This is a genomic window from Rhodoglobus sp. (assembly GCF_053580035.1).
Map to the genome: position 1 here is coordinate 167,139 of NZ_JBMDVL010000003.1, position 17,705 is coordinate 184,843.

Annotated in this window: 20 protein-coding genes and 2 riboswitches; of the genes, 5 read left to right on the forward strand and 15 right to left on the reverse strand. The window is 60.6% G+C overall.

The genetic code is table 11. The annotated features are described in order from the left end of the window. Position 1: 1 nt before the first annotated feature. A riboswitch (glycine riboswitch) is annotated at positions 2–104 on the reverse strand. 1 nt (position 105) lies between these two features. Further along, positions 106–226: riboswitch (glycine riboswitch) on the reverse strand. Positions 227–302: 76 nt separating this feature from the next. Then, entirely contained in the window at positions 303–734 is a 432-nt protein-coding gene (locus ACOH1Z_RS11640; protein WP_449648657.1) for an Lrp/AsnC family transcriptional regulator, read from the reverse strand. Between the two features lie 130 nt (positions 735–864). Between ACOH1Z_RS11640 and ocd the strand changes: the two genes are divergently transcribed. Next, a complete protein-coding gene (ocd, locus tag ACOH1Z_RS11645; protein WP_449648658.1) occupies positions 865–1,896 on the forward strand; it encodes an ornithine cyclodeaminase in 1,032 nt (343 codons plus the stop codon). A 7-nt stretch (positions 1,897–1,903) separates the two neighbouring features. Next, the gene (ctlX, locus tag ACOH1Z_RS11650; protein ID WP_449648659.1) at positions 1,904–2,896 is read left to right on the forward strand and encodes a citrulline utilization hydrolase CtlX; all 993 of its coding nucleotides are present in this window, start codon (positions 1,904–1,906) and stop codon (positions 2,894–2,896) included. 89 nt (positions 2,897–2,985) lie between these two features. Here ctlX and ACOH1Z_RS11655 read toward each other — a convergent pair whose 3' ends face one another. Beyond that, positions 2,986–4,647 (reverse strand): VWA domain-containing protein, encoded by a 1,662-nt coding sequence (locus ACOH1Z_RS11655; RefSeq protein WP_449648660.1) that lies wholly within the window; start codon positions 4,645–4,647, stop codon positions 2,986–2,988. Positions 4,648–4,943: 296 nt separating this feature from the next. Further along, positions 4,944–5,333: a PPOX class F420-dependent oxidoreductase gene (locus tag ACOH1Z_RS11660; RefSeq protein ID WP_449648661.1), complete on the reverse strand. Its 390-nt coding sequence runs from the start codon at positions 5,331–5,333 to the stop codon at positions 4,944–4,946. Here ACOH1Z_RS11660 and ACOH1Z_RS11665 point away from each other — a divergent pair. Next, positions 5,322–6,431: a prenyltransferase/squalene oxidase repeat-containing protein gene (locus ACOH1Z_RS11665; RefSeq protein ID WP_449648662.1), complete on the forward strand. Its 1,110-nt coding sequence runs from the start codon at positions 5,322–5,324 to the stop codon at positions 6,429–6,431. The two genes, ACOH1Z_RS11660 and ACOH1Z_RS11665, sit on opposite strands and share 12 nt — an antisense overlap. A 153-nt stretch (positions 6,432–6,584) precedes the next feature. Here ACOH1Z_RS11665 and ACOH1Z_RS11670 read toward each other — a convergent pair whose 3' ends face one another. The 5 genes from ACOH1Z_RS11670 to ACOH1Z_RS11690 all read right to left on the reverse strand — a co-directional run bounded on the left by ACOH1Z_RS11670 (position 6,585) and on the right by ACOH1Z_RS11690 (position 10,058). Next, positions 6,585–7,622, reverse strand: coding sequence for an LLM class flavin-dependent oxidoreductase (locus tag ACOH1Z_RS11670; protein ID WP_449648663.1), 1,038 nt, complete (start codon positions 7,620–7,622; stop codon positions 6,585–6,587). Next, positions 7,619–8,614: a Ppx/GppA phosphatase family protein gene (locus ACOH1Z_RS11675; RefSeq protein ID WP_449648664.1), complete on the reverse strand. Its 996-nt coding sequence runs from the start codon at positions 8,612–8,614 to the stop codon at positions 7,619–7,621. Before ACOH1Z_RS11675 ends, ACOH1Z_RS11670 begins: the two co-directional genes overlap by 4 nt. Positions 8,615–8,647: 33 nt before the next feature. Then, positions 8,648–9,136: an SOUL family heme-binding protein gene (locus tag ACOH1Z_RS11680; protein WP_449648665.1), complete on the reverse strand. Its 489-nt coding sequence runs from the start codon at positions 9,134–9,136 to the stop codon at positions 8,648–8,650. Between the two features lie 80 nt (positions 9,137–9,216). Beyond that, entirely contained in the window at positions 9,217–9,609 is a 393-nt protein-coding gene (locus tag ACOH1Z_RS11685) for a DUF2510 domain-containing protein (RefSeq protein WP_449648666.1), read from the reverse strand. Between the two features lie 89 nt (positions 9,610–9,698). Beyond that, on the reverse strand, positions 9,699–10,058 hold the full coding sequence (locus ACOH1Z_RS11690) for a zinc ribbon domain-containing protein YjdM (protein ID WP_449648667.1): 360 nt from the start codon (positions 10,056–10,058) through the stop codon (positions 9,699–9,701). 183 nt (positions 10,059–10,241) lie between these two features. On the opposite strand from ACOH1Z_RS11690, the gene ACOH1Z_RS11695 reads away from it, so the two are divergent. Then, positions 10,242–10,826 (forward strand): nitroreductase family protein, encoded by a 585-nt coding sequence (locus tag ACOH1Z_RS11695; RefSeq protein WP_449648668.1) that lies wholly within the window; start codon positions 10,242–10,244, stop codon positions 10,824–10,826. Between the two features lie 55 nt (positions 10,827–10,881). On the opposite strand, the gene ACOH1Z_RS11700 is transcribed toward ACOH1Z_RS11695, so the two are convergent. The 4 genes from ACOH1Z_RS11700 to ACOH1Z_RS11715 form a co-directional block, all read right to left on the reverse strand. Then, positions 10,882–11,145, reverse strand: a complete 264-nt coding sequence (locus ACOH1Z_RS11700; RefSeq protein WP_449648669.1) for a hypothetical protein — start codon at positions 11,143–11,145, stop codon at positions 10,882–10,884. A 122-nt stretch (positions 11,146–11,267) separates the two neighbouring features. Next, positions 11,268–11,942: an SDR family NAD(P)-dependent oxidoreductase gene (locus ACOH1Z_RS11705; RefSeq protein WP_449648670.1), complete on the reverse strand. Its 675-nt coding sequence runs from the start codon at positions 11,940–11,942 to the stop codon at positions 11,268–11,270. A 124-nt stretch (positions 11,943–12,066) separates the two neighbouring features. Beyond that, on the reverse strand, positions 12,067–12,207 hold the full coding sequence (locus ACOH1Z_RS11710; protein ID WP_449648671.1) for a hypothetical protein: 141 nt from the start codon (positions 12,205–12,207) through the stop codon (positions 12,067–12,069). Positions 12,208–12,463: 256 nt separating this feature from the next. Beyond that, positions 12,464–12,721 (reverse strand): DUF4190 domain-containing protein, encoded by a 258-nt coding sequence (locus ACOH1Z_RS11715; RefSeq protein ID WP_449648672.1) that lies wholly within the window; start codon positions 12,719–12,721, stop codon positions 12,464–12,466. A gap of 176 nt (positions 12,722–12,897) precedes the next feature. Here ACOH1Z_RS11715 and ACOH1Z_RS11720 point away from each other — a divergent pair, with 176 nt between their 5' ends. Next, complete coding sequence (locus ACOH1Z_RS11720; protein WP_449648673.1) at positions 12,898–13,854, forward strand: class II glutamine amidotransferase; 957 nt, start codon at positions 12,898–12,900, stop codon at positions 13,852–13,854. 119 nt (positions 13,855–13,973) lie between these two features. Here ACOH1Z_RS11720 and ychF read toward each other — a convergent pair whose 3' ends face one another. The 3 genes from ychF to ACOH1Z_RS11735 form a co-directional block, all read right to left on the reverse strand. Next, entirely contained in the window at positions 13,974–15,050 is a 1,077-nt protein-coding gene (gene ychF / locus ACOH1Z_RS11725; protein WP_449648674.1) for a redox-regulated ATPase YchF, read from the reverse strand. A gap of 74 nt (positions 15,051–15,124) precedes the next feature. Further along, positions 15,125–16,621 carry a CoA-acylating methylmalonate-semialdehyde dehydrogenase gene (locus ACOH1Z_RS11730; RefSeq protein ID WP_449648675.1) on the reverse strand — a complete coding sequence of 499 codons (1,497 nt, stop codon included), beginning with the start codon at positions 16,619–16,621 and terminating at the stop codon, positions 15,125–15,127. A gap of 109 nt (positions 16,622–16,730) precedes the next feature. Continuing rightward, on the reverse strand, positions 16,731–17,651 hold the full coding sequence (locus ACOH1Z_RS11735; protein ID WP_449648676.1) for a LysR family transcriptional regulator: 921 nt from the start codon (positions 17,649–17,651) through the stop codon (positions 16,731–16,733). Positions 17,652–17,705 lie beyond the last annotated feature (54 nt).

Sequence of the window (17,705 nt, forward strand, 5' to 3'; positions counted from 1 at the left end):
CTCCCCCTCTGTGATGAGCCTGAGAGCTTCACGCACCTTCAAACTAGTGCGCTTTCACCGTCGGCGGAACCTCATGGTGATGCGAGGTTCTCTTTCCAGAGTGGCCAGTGCGATGCGGTACATGAACCTGAGAGATTGGCGGGGAGGCTTGCTCCTTCGGTGCCGTGCTGGCGTCTAGTCAGAAAGATGACCCACGCCGTGTGCCCGGCTCTCCCGCATCGTGTTGCGGCCCGATGTTCAGTTGTTAGCTCAGCATAGCAATGCTGGGCGGATGCTCGCGCCTATGCCACTGCCAAAAAGGGTTAGAGGAGCGCTGAGCTGAGCAGCAAACTCGTCTCACTATTGACGACGCCGTCAACATTGCGCATGCTCGCCAGCACTCTGTCGAAGTTACTCAGGCTGTCGGTGCGGATGTCAGCGACGAGATCCCAGGCGCCATTTGTGGTGTGGAGTTCGTGAATCTCAGGAACTCCGCGCAGCTTGCGAATCACGGCATCCGTCGACCGCCCCTCGACCTCGATGAACGATATTGCTCGAATAGTCGACGGGTCCCGGTCTTCGCGAATGCGAACCGAGAATCCGAGTACCGTTCCGCCACTAACGAGGCGGTCAATACGACTAGTGACGGTTGCCCTCGTGACGCCAAGTCGGCGTGACAGGCTCGCGATTGACTCTCTCGCGTCGGCCCTGAGGGCGGCGAGAAGACGTCGGTCGAGATCATCCAATTGAGGCATGAGCAAATTGTACAATAGCGCTCTCAATTTTGCTCAGTTGTTGTGAACTAATCGCGTCTAATGGTTGTTGTGTGTGCATAGTGCATATTCGTAACGTGGGAACCAGTAACACCGAAACGAAGGGAGTGACATGGTCCACTATGTAGACGTCAACAACATGGGGCGCTGGATTGCCGACACCGGAATCGAGCCAATCATTATGGGCATCGTCAGCTACCTTGAGCAGGATTATGCCAAGTGGCCTCAGTTCGACAAGTCCGCTCGCGTTGCCGCTCATTCGGCAGAGGGCGTTATCGAGCTCATGCCAACAAGCGACGGCGAAACGTACGCCTTTAAGTACGTTAACGGCCACCCCTCAAACCCAGGAAACGGCTTCCAGACCGTCACCGCTCTCGGCATGCTCGCGCGAGTTGACAACGGTTATCCCACATTCTTCTCAGAGATGACGCTGCTCACAGCGTTGCGTACCGCGGCAACATCAGTACTCGCCGCTCGCGCCCTTGCTCGCCCTGACGCACAAGTGCTCACCCTCATCGGCACCGGTACCCAGTCAGAATTCCAGGCACTCGGATTCCGCGCAGCCTTTGGTATAACCGAGTTGCGCATTTGGGACACCGATCCCGCTGCCCTCGACAAGTTCATCCGCAACCTTGAACCACTCGGCTTCCAAATTGTGCGCGCGACCTCTGCAGCGGATGCCGTTTCTGGCGCCGACATCGTCACCACCTGCACGGCAGACAAAGCGAATGCCACAATTCTCACCTCCGACATGATCGAGCCGGGCATGCACCTCAATGCAATCGGCGGCGACTGCCCAGGTAAGACGGAGCTCGAAGCGTCAATCGTGCGCGATGCAACGGTGTTTGTTGAATTCCCCGAGCAGACCCGCATCGAGGGTGAGATTCAGCAGCTCGAAGCAGACTCGCCGATCACCGAACTGTGGGAAGTCTTGGCTGGCCGCGCTGCCGGTCGCACCTCGCCAAGCGAAGTGACCCTCTTCGACTCTGTTGGTTTCGCGATCGAAGACTTCTCAGCGTTGCGCTACGTTTTCGATGCTGTTCGCGGCACCGATTACGCGACAGATCTAGATCTCATCGCCAATCCCGCCGATCCGAAGGACCTGTTCTCACTCGTCTCGCGCGCACCAGCGCTGACCGCGTAGGGCCTCAGTGAGCGTTCAAGCGCCGTCCGCCGCCGTTCTCATTCGCCCGCATCTGTTTACACCGAATAGTCAGACCGCGAGCGACAACGCATTCCAGTCGACCGATCCCACCCGCACTCCGGATGAGATTGCTCGCGCCGCGTATGCCGAGTCGACGATGGTGGCGGAGACGTTGCGCGACGCTGGTGTCAACATCCACGTGTTCGAAGACACGGAGAGCACGCGCCCCGATAGCGTGTTCCCCAATAACTGGTTTTCGACGCACAGTGGCGGCCGTGTTGCGGTCTACCCCATGTATGCACCGAATCGTCGCACTGAGCGTCGCACCGATGTCGTCGAAATGCTCAAGCACGACTTTCGCGTGCAAGATGTTGTCGACTATTCCGGTCTAGAGCACGACGGAATTTACCTTGAGGGCACCGGCGCGATGGTCATCGACCACACCAACCGGGTTGCGTATGCGGCGGAGTCGCACCGCGCGAATCCGCTCGCGCTGGAACGCTTTTGCGCCTCATTCGGTTATGAACCGATGATGTTTGAGGCCCGTGATAGCCACGGGGTACCGATTTATCACACCAATGTGATGATGTGTATTGCCACGGATTTCGCGATGATCGGTCTCGATTTGATTGCTTCTGGTGATCGTCGGATGGAGATCGCGGAGCGCTTGACGGCACCGGGACGCACCCTCATCGATCTGACTGCAGACCAGATCGCTAACTTTGCCGGAAACGCACTAGAGCTTAAGGGCTCGAGTGGGCGCATCTTGGCGTTGTCGACGCGCGCGTTGTCGAGCCTTACTGCTGCGCAACGTTCAGTGATTGAGGCTAGCTGCCAGATTGTGCCCTTGGATATTCCGACGATCGAGTTGGCTGGCGGGTCGGTGCGTTGCATGGTTGCTGGCATCCATTTGGATCGGCGTTCACGAATGGCTTCGGATGTTGCTGCCGGCGTTCCAGCCGCCGGTTCTGCCGAAACAGCACCGACGGCTGGCGCGTGATCGACCTGAGGCTCTGACGGGTCCCTCCGTCGTCGACTCGGGCCACAGAGCACTGCGACGCTAGGGCGACGCAGTGCTCTGTGTTTTCGCTAACTGCAGTTCGGGCGGCAGTCGCGTTGGGACAACGCCTCGAGCATCACATTGCTGAGCTCGGTGGGGTTGTTTGCTTGGTAGGCCGTTCCGCCGGTGGCTTGCGCAATCTTGCGCATCGCTTCGACGTCGGTGTCTGGCCCGATTCCGACGAGCACGACAGGCACTGGTTCGTCGGTGTTTTTGTCGATCATTGCGGTGAGGTTGTCGAGAAGTTTCTGCAGCGAGATGCCGTGGTCATCTTCGTTGCGCCCATCTGTAATGAGCAGCACTGAGTTGACCTTGTCGGCGTTGTAGTCTTCGCGCACATGGGTGACGGCAGCGAGCACAGTGTCATTGAGCCCGGTGTATCCATTGATGCGGGCGGGTAGCGAGTCGATGATCGCCTGCAGGTTTTCGACATGCTCGGGGTCGTTCATCGAGCGGATGCCGGCGACATCTTCCCAATCCTCAGCTCCGACGCGCTCTTTGGAGAACAGCCACATTCCGAGCTCGTCGTCTTCTGAAAGGGTGCTGAACGCATCTTCGGCAGCATTTTGGAACATCTCGATGCGGCGTTGCCCGTCCCAAGCCCGTTCGAGCATCGATCCAGAAACGTCGACGACCGTCAGGATGCGTGAGCGCAGGTTGAGTGCGTTCCAGTTGCGCAAGATCGAGACGAGCTCGGTGGTGTCTCCCACCGACTTGGTTGCCGTCGGTGCGGCGATAACACCGGAAGCAAGAATCTCCCCTCCCCCGGCGTTGTCACGGAAGCCTTCAGCGTTGAGCACCGCGTCTGACCCGCGGACCAGTTCGGCGAACTCTTCAAGCAACGAGGCCCTCGTGGTTTCTGCTTCTGCAATCGTGGCACGCTCCTCTTCTGTCATGCGCGACAATTCGAGTTCCGAGACCGTTGTGTTTCCCACGAGTACGAAAGGGTACGTGAGGGCTGCCGTGCCTTCAGCGGGATACAGCGCCACTAGCGGATCATCCGGATGGGAGGCATTGTGCGCCACAATTTCGCGCTCCGTTGCCAACGCAACCATGCGCGAGTCTGAAATTTGCAGTTCGGTGAAAGCCGCTTGAGTGGAGTCAGGAATGGAACGACCGAGAGTGATGAGGGCTCGGTCGAAATCGGCCGGATCACCATCGGAAGCGAGATCGTTGAGAGTTGCGAGCGCGATCATGCTTGCGGCTGAGCTATCGGGGTCGGGTAGCAGAGTGCGATAGCGGCCCGAAAGTACCGCCGACCATCCGACTTCTGCAGCCTCAAATTCGCCAACCTTTACCGCAGGAGTCGCAAACACCAGAGGACTCGATGCAACCGAGTCCCACTCCTGAGTTACCGGGACTTCGCGACCGAGTGAAGTGGCAGTGCTTTCCACGCGATTGAGCCACACCGGCGAATCGGGAATCCAGGCGTCGGCACCGGTTGACGTTCCCGAAGCAAGCAGGGCTGCAGTGTCAGCGGAACGCTGCGTCACGACCTTGGCAGAGAGGCACTGGCCGATGTGCTCTGAATTGAAAGCATTGGCAACGGTTTGGACTGTCGACGAAATAGTGGGATCGGCGACAACAATGAGCTCGGTAGCGTTGGAGCATCCGAAAGTCTGGGCGACAAAGTCGTCAAGCTTGTTTTGCGCTGCGAGAGCCACAATCGCGCCGCCGCTGGCGAGCGACAAGGTGAGCAGCGTCGCCAATGCGGGCGTGCTTATACGAATGAGCCAAGATTTAAGTGTTCTTGAACGGTGGCGGGGTCGGGACACGGGGACTCCATCGATCACGGGTGCACTCGGTTTCGGGGGAACCGAGAGTTGACCCCCTTTCAGGGGTAATGCACAATAGTGACACAAAATCGCGTCACTAAATCGCCTCTCCACAGGTTATTTTCAGTTTTTGCGCGGAAAAGTGACAAAACATCCCTTGGCGCGACAAATAGTCACTAGTAGCGCAAAATTATTGCGCCCGAGCCGTTACCCTAGGCGCGCAACTCGACCGCCACCGACTGCCCTGCGGTTCCCCGAACTTTCTGCGCTAGCCGAATGGCCGTGTATTTGGCACCGTACTTTTTCTGCAGAGCGGCATCCATCGCCTCTAGAGCTTCTGCATCATCGCGCACAACTGCGGTGGCAATAACGGTTTCGGCGCCGTCTGCGACAGCGCCTCGTATATCGCAAGGAGTCAGCTCAACACGATCCGTGTGGCGGATGCGCTTCACTTTTCCTGAGGAAGGTGCAGTAGTCACGAGCAGTCGGTCGCCATCCGCGACGATCCATACCGGGGTCGACACCGCATCCCCTGACTTGCGAAAGGTGGTCAACGAAACGTACGTCTCGTTGGCGAGGGTGGAAAGCTCGTGGGGCGTCATCCTTCCATTATTGCCGCAGTTCTGATGTCGATTCGCCGCGGTGGCCTGTGCTGGATGCCTGCTGAGGAGTACTGTGTCGCCATGGATGTCACGACATGGCTCTTGGACTCCGACCCATCAATTCGGTGGCAAACTTTGCGAGATCTCGCTAATGCCCCGGTCGAGGTTGTCGCATCAGAGCGAGCGAAGGTTGCAACGACGGGATGGGCCTCCCGCGTGCTCGACCTTCAGGGCGCCGACGGTCAGTGGGCAGGCGGAGCTTACTTTCCCGAACATTACAACGGGGCTGGGCAGCCCTGGACGGCGACCGCATTCAGTCTCCAATTTCTGCGTGAGCTCGGGGTGGATCCGGCGGCCTCACGCGTTCGCGGCGCTGTGGCGCGCGTGCGCGAGAACAGTCGTTGGGAGTATGACGGTTCACGATTCTTTGATGGCGAAGTAGAGCCGTGCATTAACGGGCTCACGGTGGGAATCGGTGCCTACTTTGGCATGCGGGTTGAGGGGATCGTCGAACGATTGCTTGGCGAACAGATGGAAGATGGCGGGTGGAACTGTGAAGCCGAAAACGGTTCGGTACGCAGCTCTTTTCACACCACTCTCGCGGTGCTTGACGGCCTGCGCGAATATGAAGACGCCGTTGATGGCAACGATGCGGTAGCACTTGCTCGCTGGCGGGGCCACGAATATCTTCTAGACCGTCACCTAATGCGCCGGCTCAGCACCGGTGATGTTGTCAATGACAAATGGCTGCAATTCTCGTTCCCCCCACGATGGCACTATGACGTGCTGCGCGCGCTCGACTACTTTCGGGCATCCGGAACTGCTTATGATCCACGGATGGATGAAGCACTCGCGCTTGTCGAAAGCAAACGCGGCGAAGACGGGCGGTGGCTACTCGAGAACACCCACCCGGGGAGCGTTCACCTCGAAATGGAGGACGGCGACGGCAAGCCCAGCCGCTGGAATACGCTGCGAGCGCTGCGCGTGCTCGAGCGGTTTGGGCGCAACGCCGCAGCACGGGGCGGACGAAGCAGCGATACGGGCTTTGGCATCGACACCGCTTCCGTCGCCAGCACGAATGCGAACGAAGCAGCCTGAGTCGACCGCAGGCCAAGAGAGGCGCGCACGAGTAGTGGCAAGTCTCGGCGCATCCCGACGCTTACCGTCGGAGGTGCCCCCTTCCCCGATTCGATTCGATTCGATTCGATTACTACGTTCGGGGAGGGCGACGCCGACAAGGAGATCGGATTCTTAGGCCATTGAGGGCGCAATCTTTGCGTCGACCACGGGCATGACGTGCGTCACGAGGGCCTCGAGGATACGAGTGTTGAACTCGACCCCGAGCTGGTTGGGCACGGTAACCAGCAGAGTATCGGCGGCCTGCACTGCTGCATCGCGCGCGAGTTCAGCGGCGATCACGTCGGGACCTCCGATGTAGGAGCGGCCGAAGCGGGAGCGCGAGCCGTCGAGCATTCCGACTTGGTCGCGTTGTTCGACTTGCCCCTGAACACCAAAGTAGTACTCGGTCTCGTCATCGATAATGGGCAGGATGCTGCGGCTCACCGAAACCCGTGGCGCGCCGGCATGCCCGGCACTCGCCCAAGTGTCCCGGAACAGAGAGATCTGCTCAGCCTGAAGCTCGTCAAAGGGAACCCCTGTGTCTTCAGTGAGGAGCGTTGAACTCATGAGGTTCATGCCCTGCTCGGCCGTCCAGATCGCGGTGGCACGGGTGCCTGCACCCCACCAGATGCGTTCGCTGAGTCCTGGCGCCTGCGGCTGGATTGGTTGAAGAGCGCTCGTGCCCGTCATCTGCGGGTTGCCGGGGGCGAACCCAGCGCCTGCGATCGCACGACGAAACAGGTCAGTGTGAGTGCGAGCCATATCGGCATCGCTCTCTCCCGCTGTCGGTTCATAACCGAAAGCGCGCCATCCATCGATCACAGTTTCGGGTGAGCCTCGGCTAATGCCCAACTGGAGTCGTCCCGCGGCAATGAGGTCTGCCTGCGCCGCGAGTTCTGCCATCGCCAGCGGGTTCTCGTAACGCATGTCGATGACACCAGTGCCGAGCTCGATTGTTTTGGTGCGCGCAGCGGCAGCGGAGAGCAACGGCCACGGTGATGCATGCTGGCGCGCGAAGTGATGCACGCGGAAGTAGGCACCGTCGACTCCGACTTCTTCTGCGGCAACGGCGAGCTCCACTGCCTGGAGCAACGCGTCAGCTCCGGTGCGGGTGCGTGACCCCTGAACGTCTTGCCAGTGTCCGAAGGAGAGGAACCCAATTTTCGTCATACTGGCAGAACAGGTGCAGAGTCGGCGTTATTCCACAGCGAGAGGGCGACACCGTCGAGGATGTCGTGCTCGCTGGTCGTAATCCACTCCAGCGGGTGACCGGCTGCGCCTGCGGCATCCGCCACTCGTTGCAGGACGATGGCCCAAATGACGGCACCGGCCGCAATGACGTCGACACGACCGGGGTGCATGTAGGGCAGGGCGGCGCGTTCGGCGCGCGGCATGCGAGTGAGAGCTTCGCACGATCGAAGAACCTCAGCGAGGGGAAGGCGACTGCCGCTGATCGCGACAGGGTCGTAGCTCGAGAGGCCGAGAGCGTGCGCTGTGATTGTCGTGACGGTGCCGGCGACTCCGATGACTTCCGTCGCTTGCGAAAGGTCGACGGTCGCGGTGGCGATGTCGAGGGCTGCGGTGACGTCGCTGTGGATGGCGGCGAGCTCAGAATCGGAAGGCGGGTCGCTCACGATGGTGCGTTCAGCGAGGCGCACACAGCCCACATCCATCGAATATGCCGCTTCGGGGATGTCGCCGCCGAGGACGAGTTCGGTGGAACCGCCGCCGAGGTCGACGACGAGGTGCTGCGGCGCTGGCGCGGTGTCGTCGGGGCCGAACGCGGGCAGCGCCGTGAGTGCGCCACGGAACGACAGCGCGGCTTCTTCTGTTCCGGGAATCACTTCAACCGGCACGCCAAGAATCGCAAAGACCGCGTCGGTGAACTCGGCACGGTTGGCGGCATCCCGAGTGGCAGATGTTGCCACGAAACGGATGCGCTCAGCGCCATGCTCACGGCACAGCGCGGCGTAGGTGCGTACTGCCGTGAGGGTGCGGTCGAGCGCACCCGGGCTGAAGCGGCCGGTGCGGTCGACGCCCTCCCCCAGTCGCACGACTTCGAGGGTGCGCACGACGTCGCTCAGACCGCCGAACCCATCAAGGTCGGCGATGAGGAGGCGGATTGAGTTGGTTCCGCAGTCGATCGCGGCAACACGGGTCATGATGTGCTCCTGAAGGGCGGGGTGGTGGCGTCGCTAGCGGACGACAACGAGGGCTTCGTTGTGCTTGAGGAAACCTGGCTTCCACGGCGGGTCAAAACGAGCAAAATAGACGGCGCCGAGGGGCGCAAGACAGTCACGCTTGAGGGCGGCGAGCAGAGCATCCGCATTCTGTTGGTATTTTTCTTCGTTCGAGCCGCCACTGAATCGTCGCGCAGCTACACGCTGTTCTGGCACGTCGATAGTGCGCACGGTGGCATCGCGGGGTGCCGGAACGCTCGTCACCCCGGCGGGCATCACGAAACTCACGGTGTATCTCTTGGCTTCACCCGGCGCTTGAATAACCGGTGCCGTCATCGAAATATTCGAAGCACTTATGTAGCGGATGAGAGGACGAAAGCCCTGATTGCCGGCCTCGAAAAACGAACCGTCAGCATCAACTTGGGCAAGGATGTGTGCGGGATAGAGCCGCACTTCGTAACCATCATGCTCAGAGATGAGGGTGTACGGCTGCTTTTCGGTCATGCCGTCACCCTACGCCTGCGGCCCTTCATCTAGCTGGGACTTCTCGCGCAGGCTTGCAGCACAGCACAAGTGAACTGCCTCTAGTAAGAGAGCTTCTCGAAGACCATCGTTGCCTGAATTCGGTCACCGCCACCGAGGCCCTTGGTCCCGGACGTAGCGGTCGTGATGGTGTGCAGGCGGTAGCCGAGCGCCGCTTGAGCGTTTACCGCCTGTTCGAGTTCGGTAAGGTTTCCCGATCCGGTGCCCCAGAGCTTCTCTTTCAGGATGACTTGGAGCACAACGTAAGTCGCGCCGGTCGCTGCTGGTCGAGGCTGGGCACCCGCAACGGCCTCTGCTTCAATTCTGTTGATGACGCCGCCGAGCCCGCCCTCCTGCGGTTGTGGGTCCTGATACTGATCCGTCCAGACTTGGCCGTCCCACCAACGCTGTCGGTCAGATCCATCGTCGTACCAGCCTGCCGTAGGGAGCACCATCGGTTCCTCATCTCGTCTCAACTCTGTGACGTCGCCATACTATGCCGCACCAGAGTTTTACCGAGGGAGATTCAGGTTGAACGTGTCAGCTACACCTTCTTGACCACACTTGACTTGAGCTGCATTTGGCCAAAACCGTCAACCTTGCAGTCAATGTCGTGGTCGCCAACACCATCAACGAGGCGGATGTTGCGCACCTTCGTTCCGACCTTGATCGATGTGGTGCTGCCCTTAACTTTGAGGTCCTTAATGATGCTCACCGTATCGCCATCGGCGAGCGGAGTACCGAACGCATCCTTGATGACCGCAGCGCCATGCTCGGCTTCGGCAGCGGCATCCGCTTCACTCGGCGACCATTCGTGACCACACATCGGGCACACCAACAGCGCACCCATCTCGTAGGCGAGGTCGCTTGAGCAGTTCGGGCAGAGGGGTAGAGCGTCAGGCATGGGGAACTTTCGGTTGAGCGCGCGGTCTGCAGCACAGACACGGAAAACGTTTCGTACTTATCGAACTGTACGACGGATTCCGGGACGGGTTTGTTGCCCGCGACGGAATACCTCCACGCGCACGTCGGTTGCATCCTCCGACATGGCAGATCTGTTCTGCACCGGATTTCGAAAGGCCCCTTCATGACCATGCTTCACGACCGCCTCGCCGCGACCGACTCCCCCATCCTCGATGTGCTGGCCGAACGGTGGAGCCCCCGCCATTTCGACTCCGCCGCACCGCTCGATGAGGCGGCGCTGCAGAACGCTCTCGAAGCTGCCCGGTGGGCACCGTCGGCCTATAACAGCCAGCCGTGGCGCATGATCGTCGCTCGTCGCGGCACCGCCCAGCACGACGCGATCCTCTCCACTCTTAGTGGCTTCAATCAGTCGTGGGCCGGCTCTGCCTCAGCCCTGATCATCTTCCTCACGGAACACCACAACGCTGAAGGCAAGGCCCAGCCGACCGCCGCCTATGACACCGGCCAGGCCGTTGCCTACTTCACGATCCAGGCTCAGAGCCACGGACTTTTTAGCCACCAGATGTCAGGCTTCGACCCGGATGCCGCAGCAGCAGCCCTCGCAATCGATGGCCGCTTCACCCCCACCACGGTCATGGCCGTTGGCGCACTGGGCGACCCCGCCGAAATGACGGACGCAATCCGTGAGCGCGAAACCGCACCCCGTGCACGACGTGCCTCCGCCGAATCGGTGCTCGTTAACGCCTGACATTTAGTGGCGCGTGGGGTCCACGTTGTAGCTGCGCGGACCCCACGCCGCTTGGCTACTCATCTCGCGATGCGGGGGCCGATCGCCCGTCTCGCGGATTCATGACGATATGGATCAGGCTCCCGAACATCCCGATCACACAAAGTACCAAAACCGAGAGCACGGGAACTAGGTAGTGCCACGCTTGCTCGAATTCCCATTCGTCGTCACGGGATCTCACTACGAGCGCGCTGCTCCAATCGCCCGAGAACTCGGGAAGTCCAGCGATAAACGCGCCTAGGGAAAAGTAAGCCCCCATGGCTGCAAAAACAGCCAGCATAATGACCCTGGCTCTGCCGCGACTTGGCGGCGAAGCCAGCCAGAAGTCCACTGGCCGATGCGGATCGTCTTTATGCCACAATGTCGCCCGCGATCAGTTCTCGCAATGCAGCCAAAATCCCGCTACTCGCGGCCATCTTCGAGCGGGATGAGCATCGTGCGGAACTCGCCTGCCGCGGCGTGAATGTCCCAGATGCGTGACGCCACATCGTCGATGCCGTTGGGCAGCTGAAGCTTGGGAATGCCGCCCGGGATGATGAGCTGACGCACGCGAATATTCTCGTCTTCGAGGGCTTCGTGAAGCATCTCGCCGTAGGCACTCTCCGACGGGAAGGCAACCGAGGTTCCTGCGAAGCCGGCGCGTGACTTTACCGAGGTTCCGCCGTTGATCAGGATGATGCTGCCGTCGCCATTCTCACGCATCGCGGGTAGCACAGTGCGCACCGCATGAATGAGACCGAGCGCTGAGAACTGCAGCGCTTCGAGCGCGAGTTCGGGGGTCAGCTCGAGTACTGGCTTCAGATAAGTGCGTGCCGGGAGCGGGCTGTACTGCAGCGTCGTGATCGGCCCAAGCTCGGCAGCTGCGCGCGCGAGTGCGGCCTCCAGAGCCTCTGGCTCTAGCACGTCAGCCGCGTAGCCGCGGGCGGTCACGCCATCGGATTCAAGCTCCGCGGCGAGCGCATCGAGCTTCGACTGATCCCTTGAAATCAGGGCGACAGCGAAGCCTTCGGTTCCGAACCGGCGGGCGACTGCTGCGCCGAGTCCGGGGCCCGCTCCGATGATGGCGATAACGGGCATGAGATTCCTTCGATCGAAGTGTTCGGCGGGCCGTGCTGCTTGAAAAAGCTTACCGGCACACTCCCGCGCAATTTAAACGGGATGACTTACGGACAAGTGGCTGTGACGCAAGCGAGTGCTGCCTCTAAAACTCCTCGTCGGTAATGCCGAGTTTCTCTTTCGTAGCGGCCGCTTCGGCCTGGTCGAGCCAAGCGAAGTCGTAGCGACCGTTGTGTGGCGACTTGTGCCCGCTGAATTCGAAATATCCCGCTTGCAGCTCCCGCACGGTGATCCACGACGGATAGTCCTCCTGGGATAGCTCGTGAGTGCCGTCGGCCCAGACGACGATGTACCAGACCCACCATGTCTACTGAAAGAGACTCAACGGCGATACGAAGTGCCCTACGACTGACGCGATGTGGCCGGCCAGGACGCCATCTTTCGTTAAAACACCAACGCCTCCCCTGAACGGATCCACGGTTTCGTCCGGGAGCGGAGGCTTGACGTGCTTCTTCCAAAAGGACCGAATCATGGTCGAGGCCCTAGCCCAGAAGGCCGCTCTGCGCGATCCCAGCAGTCATAAGGGTCAGCCAGAATCCGAAGAAGGCGACTTGGATCAGCGTGCCCAACATTCCGATGATGATCGCCGCGCGAGCAAGCCCGCGACCGGACTCCCCACTCGAAGTGATTTGCTTGCGACCCATTGCGCCCAGCACCACTCCCACGATCGGAATCATGAATGCGGCGATGAAGCCGATGAGTGCGAGCGTGTTCGTGCGCGGGACAGGATTTGTTGTCATACGTCATAGTGACACGACCGCGGAAAGCCGTCGTGCGACACTGCGAGCCGCGGCTAGTTGTTGAAGCGGAACTCCACCGCATTCCGTAGCCGATTAACCTGGGTGTGCTGTTCAGATGACCAGCACCGGCTACATGCACCAACGGTAGGATGACAGGAGCCCAACGAAGGAGACGTATGTGCCGCGTGCTCGCCTACCTCGGTCCTGAGACACCACTGGAGAACCTCCTCCTCACGCCAGAGAACAGCCTGATCAACCAGGCACTCGACCCCGAACGGCACCCCGAGCTCCAGTTGGCCGGATGGGGATTCGGGATCTGGGGCGAGCACCTGCTGAAGCCCGAAGAACCCTTCATCTACCGCCGGCCCATGGCGGCCTTTTACGACGACAACGCCACCCGGATGATCCCCAGCCTCCAGGCCAGCACGATGTTGGCGCATGTGCGGGCCGCGGCGTACGACTCGAAGGTCGTGATGGTCGACGAGAACTGCCACCCGTTCTCCTTCGAGGAGACCCCGTGGATCGTCGCCCAAAATGGCTACCTGCCCAACTGGCAGCTTCTGCAGCGCGAGCTGCTGCAGCACTGCGAGGATCGGTATCTCAAGCAGATGCGCGGGAACACGGACACCGAGTTCATCTACGTGCTACTCCTCTCGCTGCTCGAGGGCGACAGCAATGAGGACGTCCAACGAGCGATCGAAAAGCTCATTGAGCTGATCGCCCAGGCGATGAAGAAGCTCGACCTAGGCGCTCTGACCAAGCTGAAGATGGCGCTCGTGTCGGACGGCCGCATCATCGGTGTCAACGTCGGCCTCGGTCACCACGGTGAGTCCAACCCCGCTGGTGACTGGAAGGAGCTGCGGAAGTCAGCACCCGACAGCGACGACTTCGCGCTCTCGATGCTCCTCGAACCGATGTACCTACTGATGGGGCGCAACTTCGAGGACGACGCAACGACCTACGATTTTGAGGAGTGCGGCGAGGATGACGCGACCGGTGTCATATTCGCCTCCGAGCCCTTGACCGAGGGCGACGACTGGTCGCAGCTCAAGTTCGGCGAGATCGTCTTCCTCGAGAAAGACGGTGAGCGCATCACCAAAACCGTCAACACACTGAAGGTCTCAGCGCGCTAGGTGTTCGCCTCACGGAGGTTGTGATCTTCATGGCGCCAAATTCTTTCTCTGGCGACCTCACACACGTCGTGCTTGAGCACTGAGCGGACGAATACCCCTACGCCCGGATCAGGAAACCCCTAGTTGTTGAAGCGGAACTCCACGACGTCGCCATCCTGCATGACGTATTCCTTGCCCTCAACGCGAGCCTTGCCCTTGGAGCGAGCCTCCGCGATGGAGCCGGTCTCAACGAGGTCGTCGAAGCCGATGACCTCAGCCTTGATGAAGCCCTTTTCGAAGTCAGTGTGGATGACGCCGGCAGCCTGGGGTGCCTTGGCGCCCTTCGGGATCGTCCAGGCGCGAGTCTCTTTCGGACCAGCCGTGAGGTACGTCTGCAGGCCGAGAGTGTCGAAGCCGATGCGGGCGAGCTGGTCGAGGCCGCTCTCGTCTTGACCGGTGCTCGCGAGAAGTTCTGCGGCATCCTCTTCGTCGAGGTCGATGAGTTCGGCCTCCAACTTTGCGTCGAGGAAGATCGCCTTCGCGGGGGCGACGAGAGCAGCCAATTCGGCGAGCTTTGCGGTGCTGCCGAGCACCTCTTCATCCACATTGAAAACATAGATAAACGGCTTGGAGGTGAGCAGACCCAGTTCGCGGATCAGTTCGAGGTCAATCTTCGTTGCCGCCGACAACGGCTTGCCCTCATTGAGGAAAGCCTGGGCGGCAAGCGCAGCCTCGAGAACGGCAGGCTCAACGCGCTTGGTCTTGAGTTCCTTCTCATAACGAGCAACAGCCTTTTCCAGCGTCTGCAGGTCAGCGAGAATCAGCTCAGTGTTGATGGTCTCCATGTCGGATGCCGCATCAACCTTGCCGTCAACGTGAATAACATCCGGGTCGCTGAAACCGCGCACGACCTGAGCGATAGCGTCAGCCTCGCGGATGTTCGCCAAAAACTTGTTGCCCAACCCTTCGCCCTCGCTGGCGCCCTGCACAATGCCGGCGATATCAACGAACGAGACCGGAGCGGGCAGGATGCGCTCACTCTTGAAAATTTCCGCCAGCACTTTGAGGCGCGGGTCGGGCAGGTTGACGATACCCACGTTCGGTTCGATGGTCGCGAACGGATAGTTCGCGGCGAGCACCGAATTCTTGGTCAGAGCGTTAAAGAGGGTGGACTTGCCGACATTCGGGAGTCCAACGATTGCAATAGTGAGAGCCACAGAAGCCAATCCTACCGGCGATAGCGGCCCCGAGAAACGGGACCGCTACCACTGCGGAGAAAGCCAGCCAGTTGCTAGCCGTTGTTTTGCGGGAAACCCAGGTTGATTCCACCGTGGCTGGGGTCGAGCCAGCGGCTGGTGACAGCCTTCTGGCGGGTGAAGAAACGGATCGCATCCGGGCCATACGCCTTCGCGTCGCCGAATGCCGAATTCTTCCAACCGCCAAAGGAGAAGTAGGCAACCGGAACAGGAATCGGAACGTTAATACCGACCATGCCGACCTCAACTTCACGCTGGAAGCGACGAGCCGCTCCCCCATCGTTCGTGAAGATCGCGGTGCCGTTTCCGTACTGCGAAGAGTTGATCAGTTCGAGACCCTCTTCATAGCTCGCCACACGAATCACGCTGAGAACGGGGCCGAAGATTTCGTCTTTGTAGACATCCGAATCGGTCGAAACGTTGTCGATCAGGGTCGGGCCAAGCCAGAAACCGTTCGCGTCACCATCAATCTCGATGCCGCGACCATCAACAGCGATCGTGGCGCCGTCAGTCTCAGCGAGGTCGATGTAGCTGGCGACCTTGTCGCGGTGCTGCTGTGTGATGAGCGGACCCATGTCGCAATTGCGGGTTCCATCGCCGACCGTGAGGCCGGCCATCCGCTCGCTGATCTTCGCAATCAGCTCGTCGGTAACGGGCTCAACAGCAACGATGACCGAGATCGCCATGCAGCGTTCCCCGGCCGAACCGAAACCAGCGTTGACGGCAGAGTCAGCAACGAGGTCGAGGTCAGCATCCGGAAGCACAAGCATGTGGTTCTTTGCACCACCGAGAGCCTGAACGCGCTTGCCGTGGTGGGCAGCCGTTTCGTAAATGTACTTGGCGATCGGAGTGGAGCCAACGAATGAAATGCTGGCGACATCGGGATGCTCGAGCAAGGTATCGACGGCGACCTTGTCACCGTGCACTACGTTGAACACGCCATCCGGCAGTCCGGCTTCGGTGAAGAGTTCAGCCATCCAGAGCGACGACGATGGGTCCTTCTCGCTGGGCTTCAACACAACAGTGTTACCCGCGGCGACAGCCATCGGGAAGAACCACATCGGCACCATGGCCGGGAAGTTGAACGGGCTAATGATCGCGGTCACACCGAGGGGCTGCTGCAACGAGTACACGTCGACACCCGTCGAGACGTTTTCGCTGTACTCGCCCTTGCTGAGGTGCGCGATGCCGCAGGCGAAGTCGAGAACTTCGAGGCCACGAGCGATCTCTCCAGCGGCATCCGACAGCACCTTGCCGTGCTCGGCTGTAATGATCGCGGCAAGCTCATCCTTGCGAGCGTTGAAGAGCTCACGGAAAGCAAACATCACCGCGGTGCGCTTAGCGATCGAAGTATTGCCCCACTCAGGGAAGGCAGCCTTAGCCGCGGCAACACCAGCGTTGACATCAGCGACGGATGCGAGAGGAACCGTGCGAGCGACAGCGCCGGTTGCAGGGTTGAAGACATCGCCACGGTTGGGCGAGTCGCCCTCGGTAGCTGAGCCATTGATCCAGTGGGGAATCGTGGAGTACATGGGCCTACTTTCGATCGGAGGTAGCCCCAGTCTGTGCCCGCAGCGATCTGCGATCAAGACCTATTCATGCACGGTCAATCTGCAGAAATGCAGATACTACCGCGAGACGCTACTCGAGCGGCAAAAGCTCCGACGCGCGACGGGCAACCTCGCGGTGAAGAGCAGCCCGCACTAGCTGCACCGCCTCAATCTCGGCTGCCTCTTTGCGTATCGACAGCGCAAACTCGAGCCGGAAACTCACCTCGTCGGGCAGCACCGCAACAAGCCCAGGCTCCGGCTCAGCCATAAACGCGTGCAGCAGGCCAATGCCGGCTCCGCGACGAGTGGCCTCAAGCTGCGCAAACACACTCGTCGAGCCAAACCCCACGCGCATGCCGCCGAGCACCGGGGCTAGATCGAGCTCGCGAACCGTGAGCAGGGCATCCACATAGAAGACCAGCGGATGACTGTCGAGGTCGGCAACGGAACGAATCGGCGGATGCGTCGCGACATAGTCGGGCGAGGCGTAAAGCCGCAGAGCGTAGGCGGCGAGAGGTTCGGAGGCGAGGCGCGATGTTGCCGCCGAGCCGATCGTGATCGCTAGGTCGAAGCCGGCGCCGCGCAAACTCAGCGGGCGCGTTGAGGTCACCAGTTCGACCGTGATTGCCGGATGCTCCGCCTGCACTGCCGCGAGCGCTGCAGTAACAAAGGTGGCCCCGAAGCCATCGGGCGCGACGATTCGCACGGTGCCGCGCACTTCGTCGGCACCGCCGCTGGTAGCCCCAACGACGTTTTCGACAATGTTTTCGAGGCCTGCAGCGCGGGTGGCGACTTCGCGGCCGATGGCGGTGAGTTCCCAGCCGTCAGCCCCGCGGTCGAGGAGGCGCACGCCGAGAGCTGCTTCGAGGCGGTCAATACGGCGGCGCACTGTCGTGTGGTCGACGCCGAGCAGGGTCGCGGCCGACACCATTCGTCCGGCGCGCGCGACAGCAATGAGGTACCGCAAATCGTCGGTGCTCACATCAAGCGGATGCACGGAATCGCTGGCCATTGACCCAGCCTAGAGCGACGAACCGGTCGCCCTCCCGCATTGCTCCCCGAAATG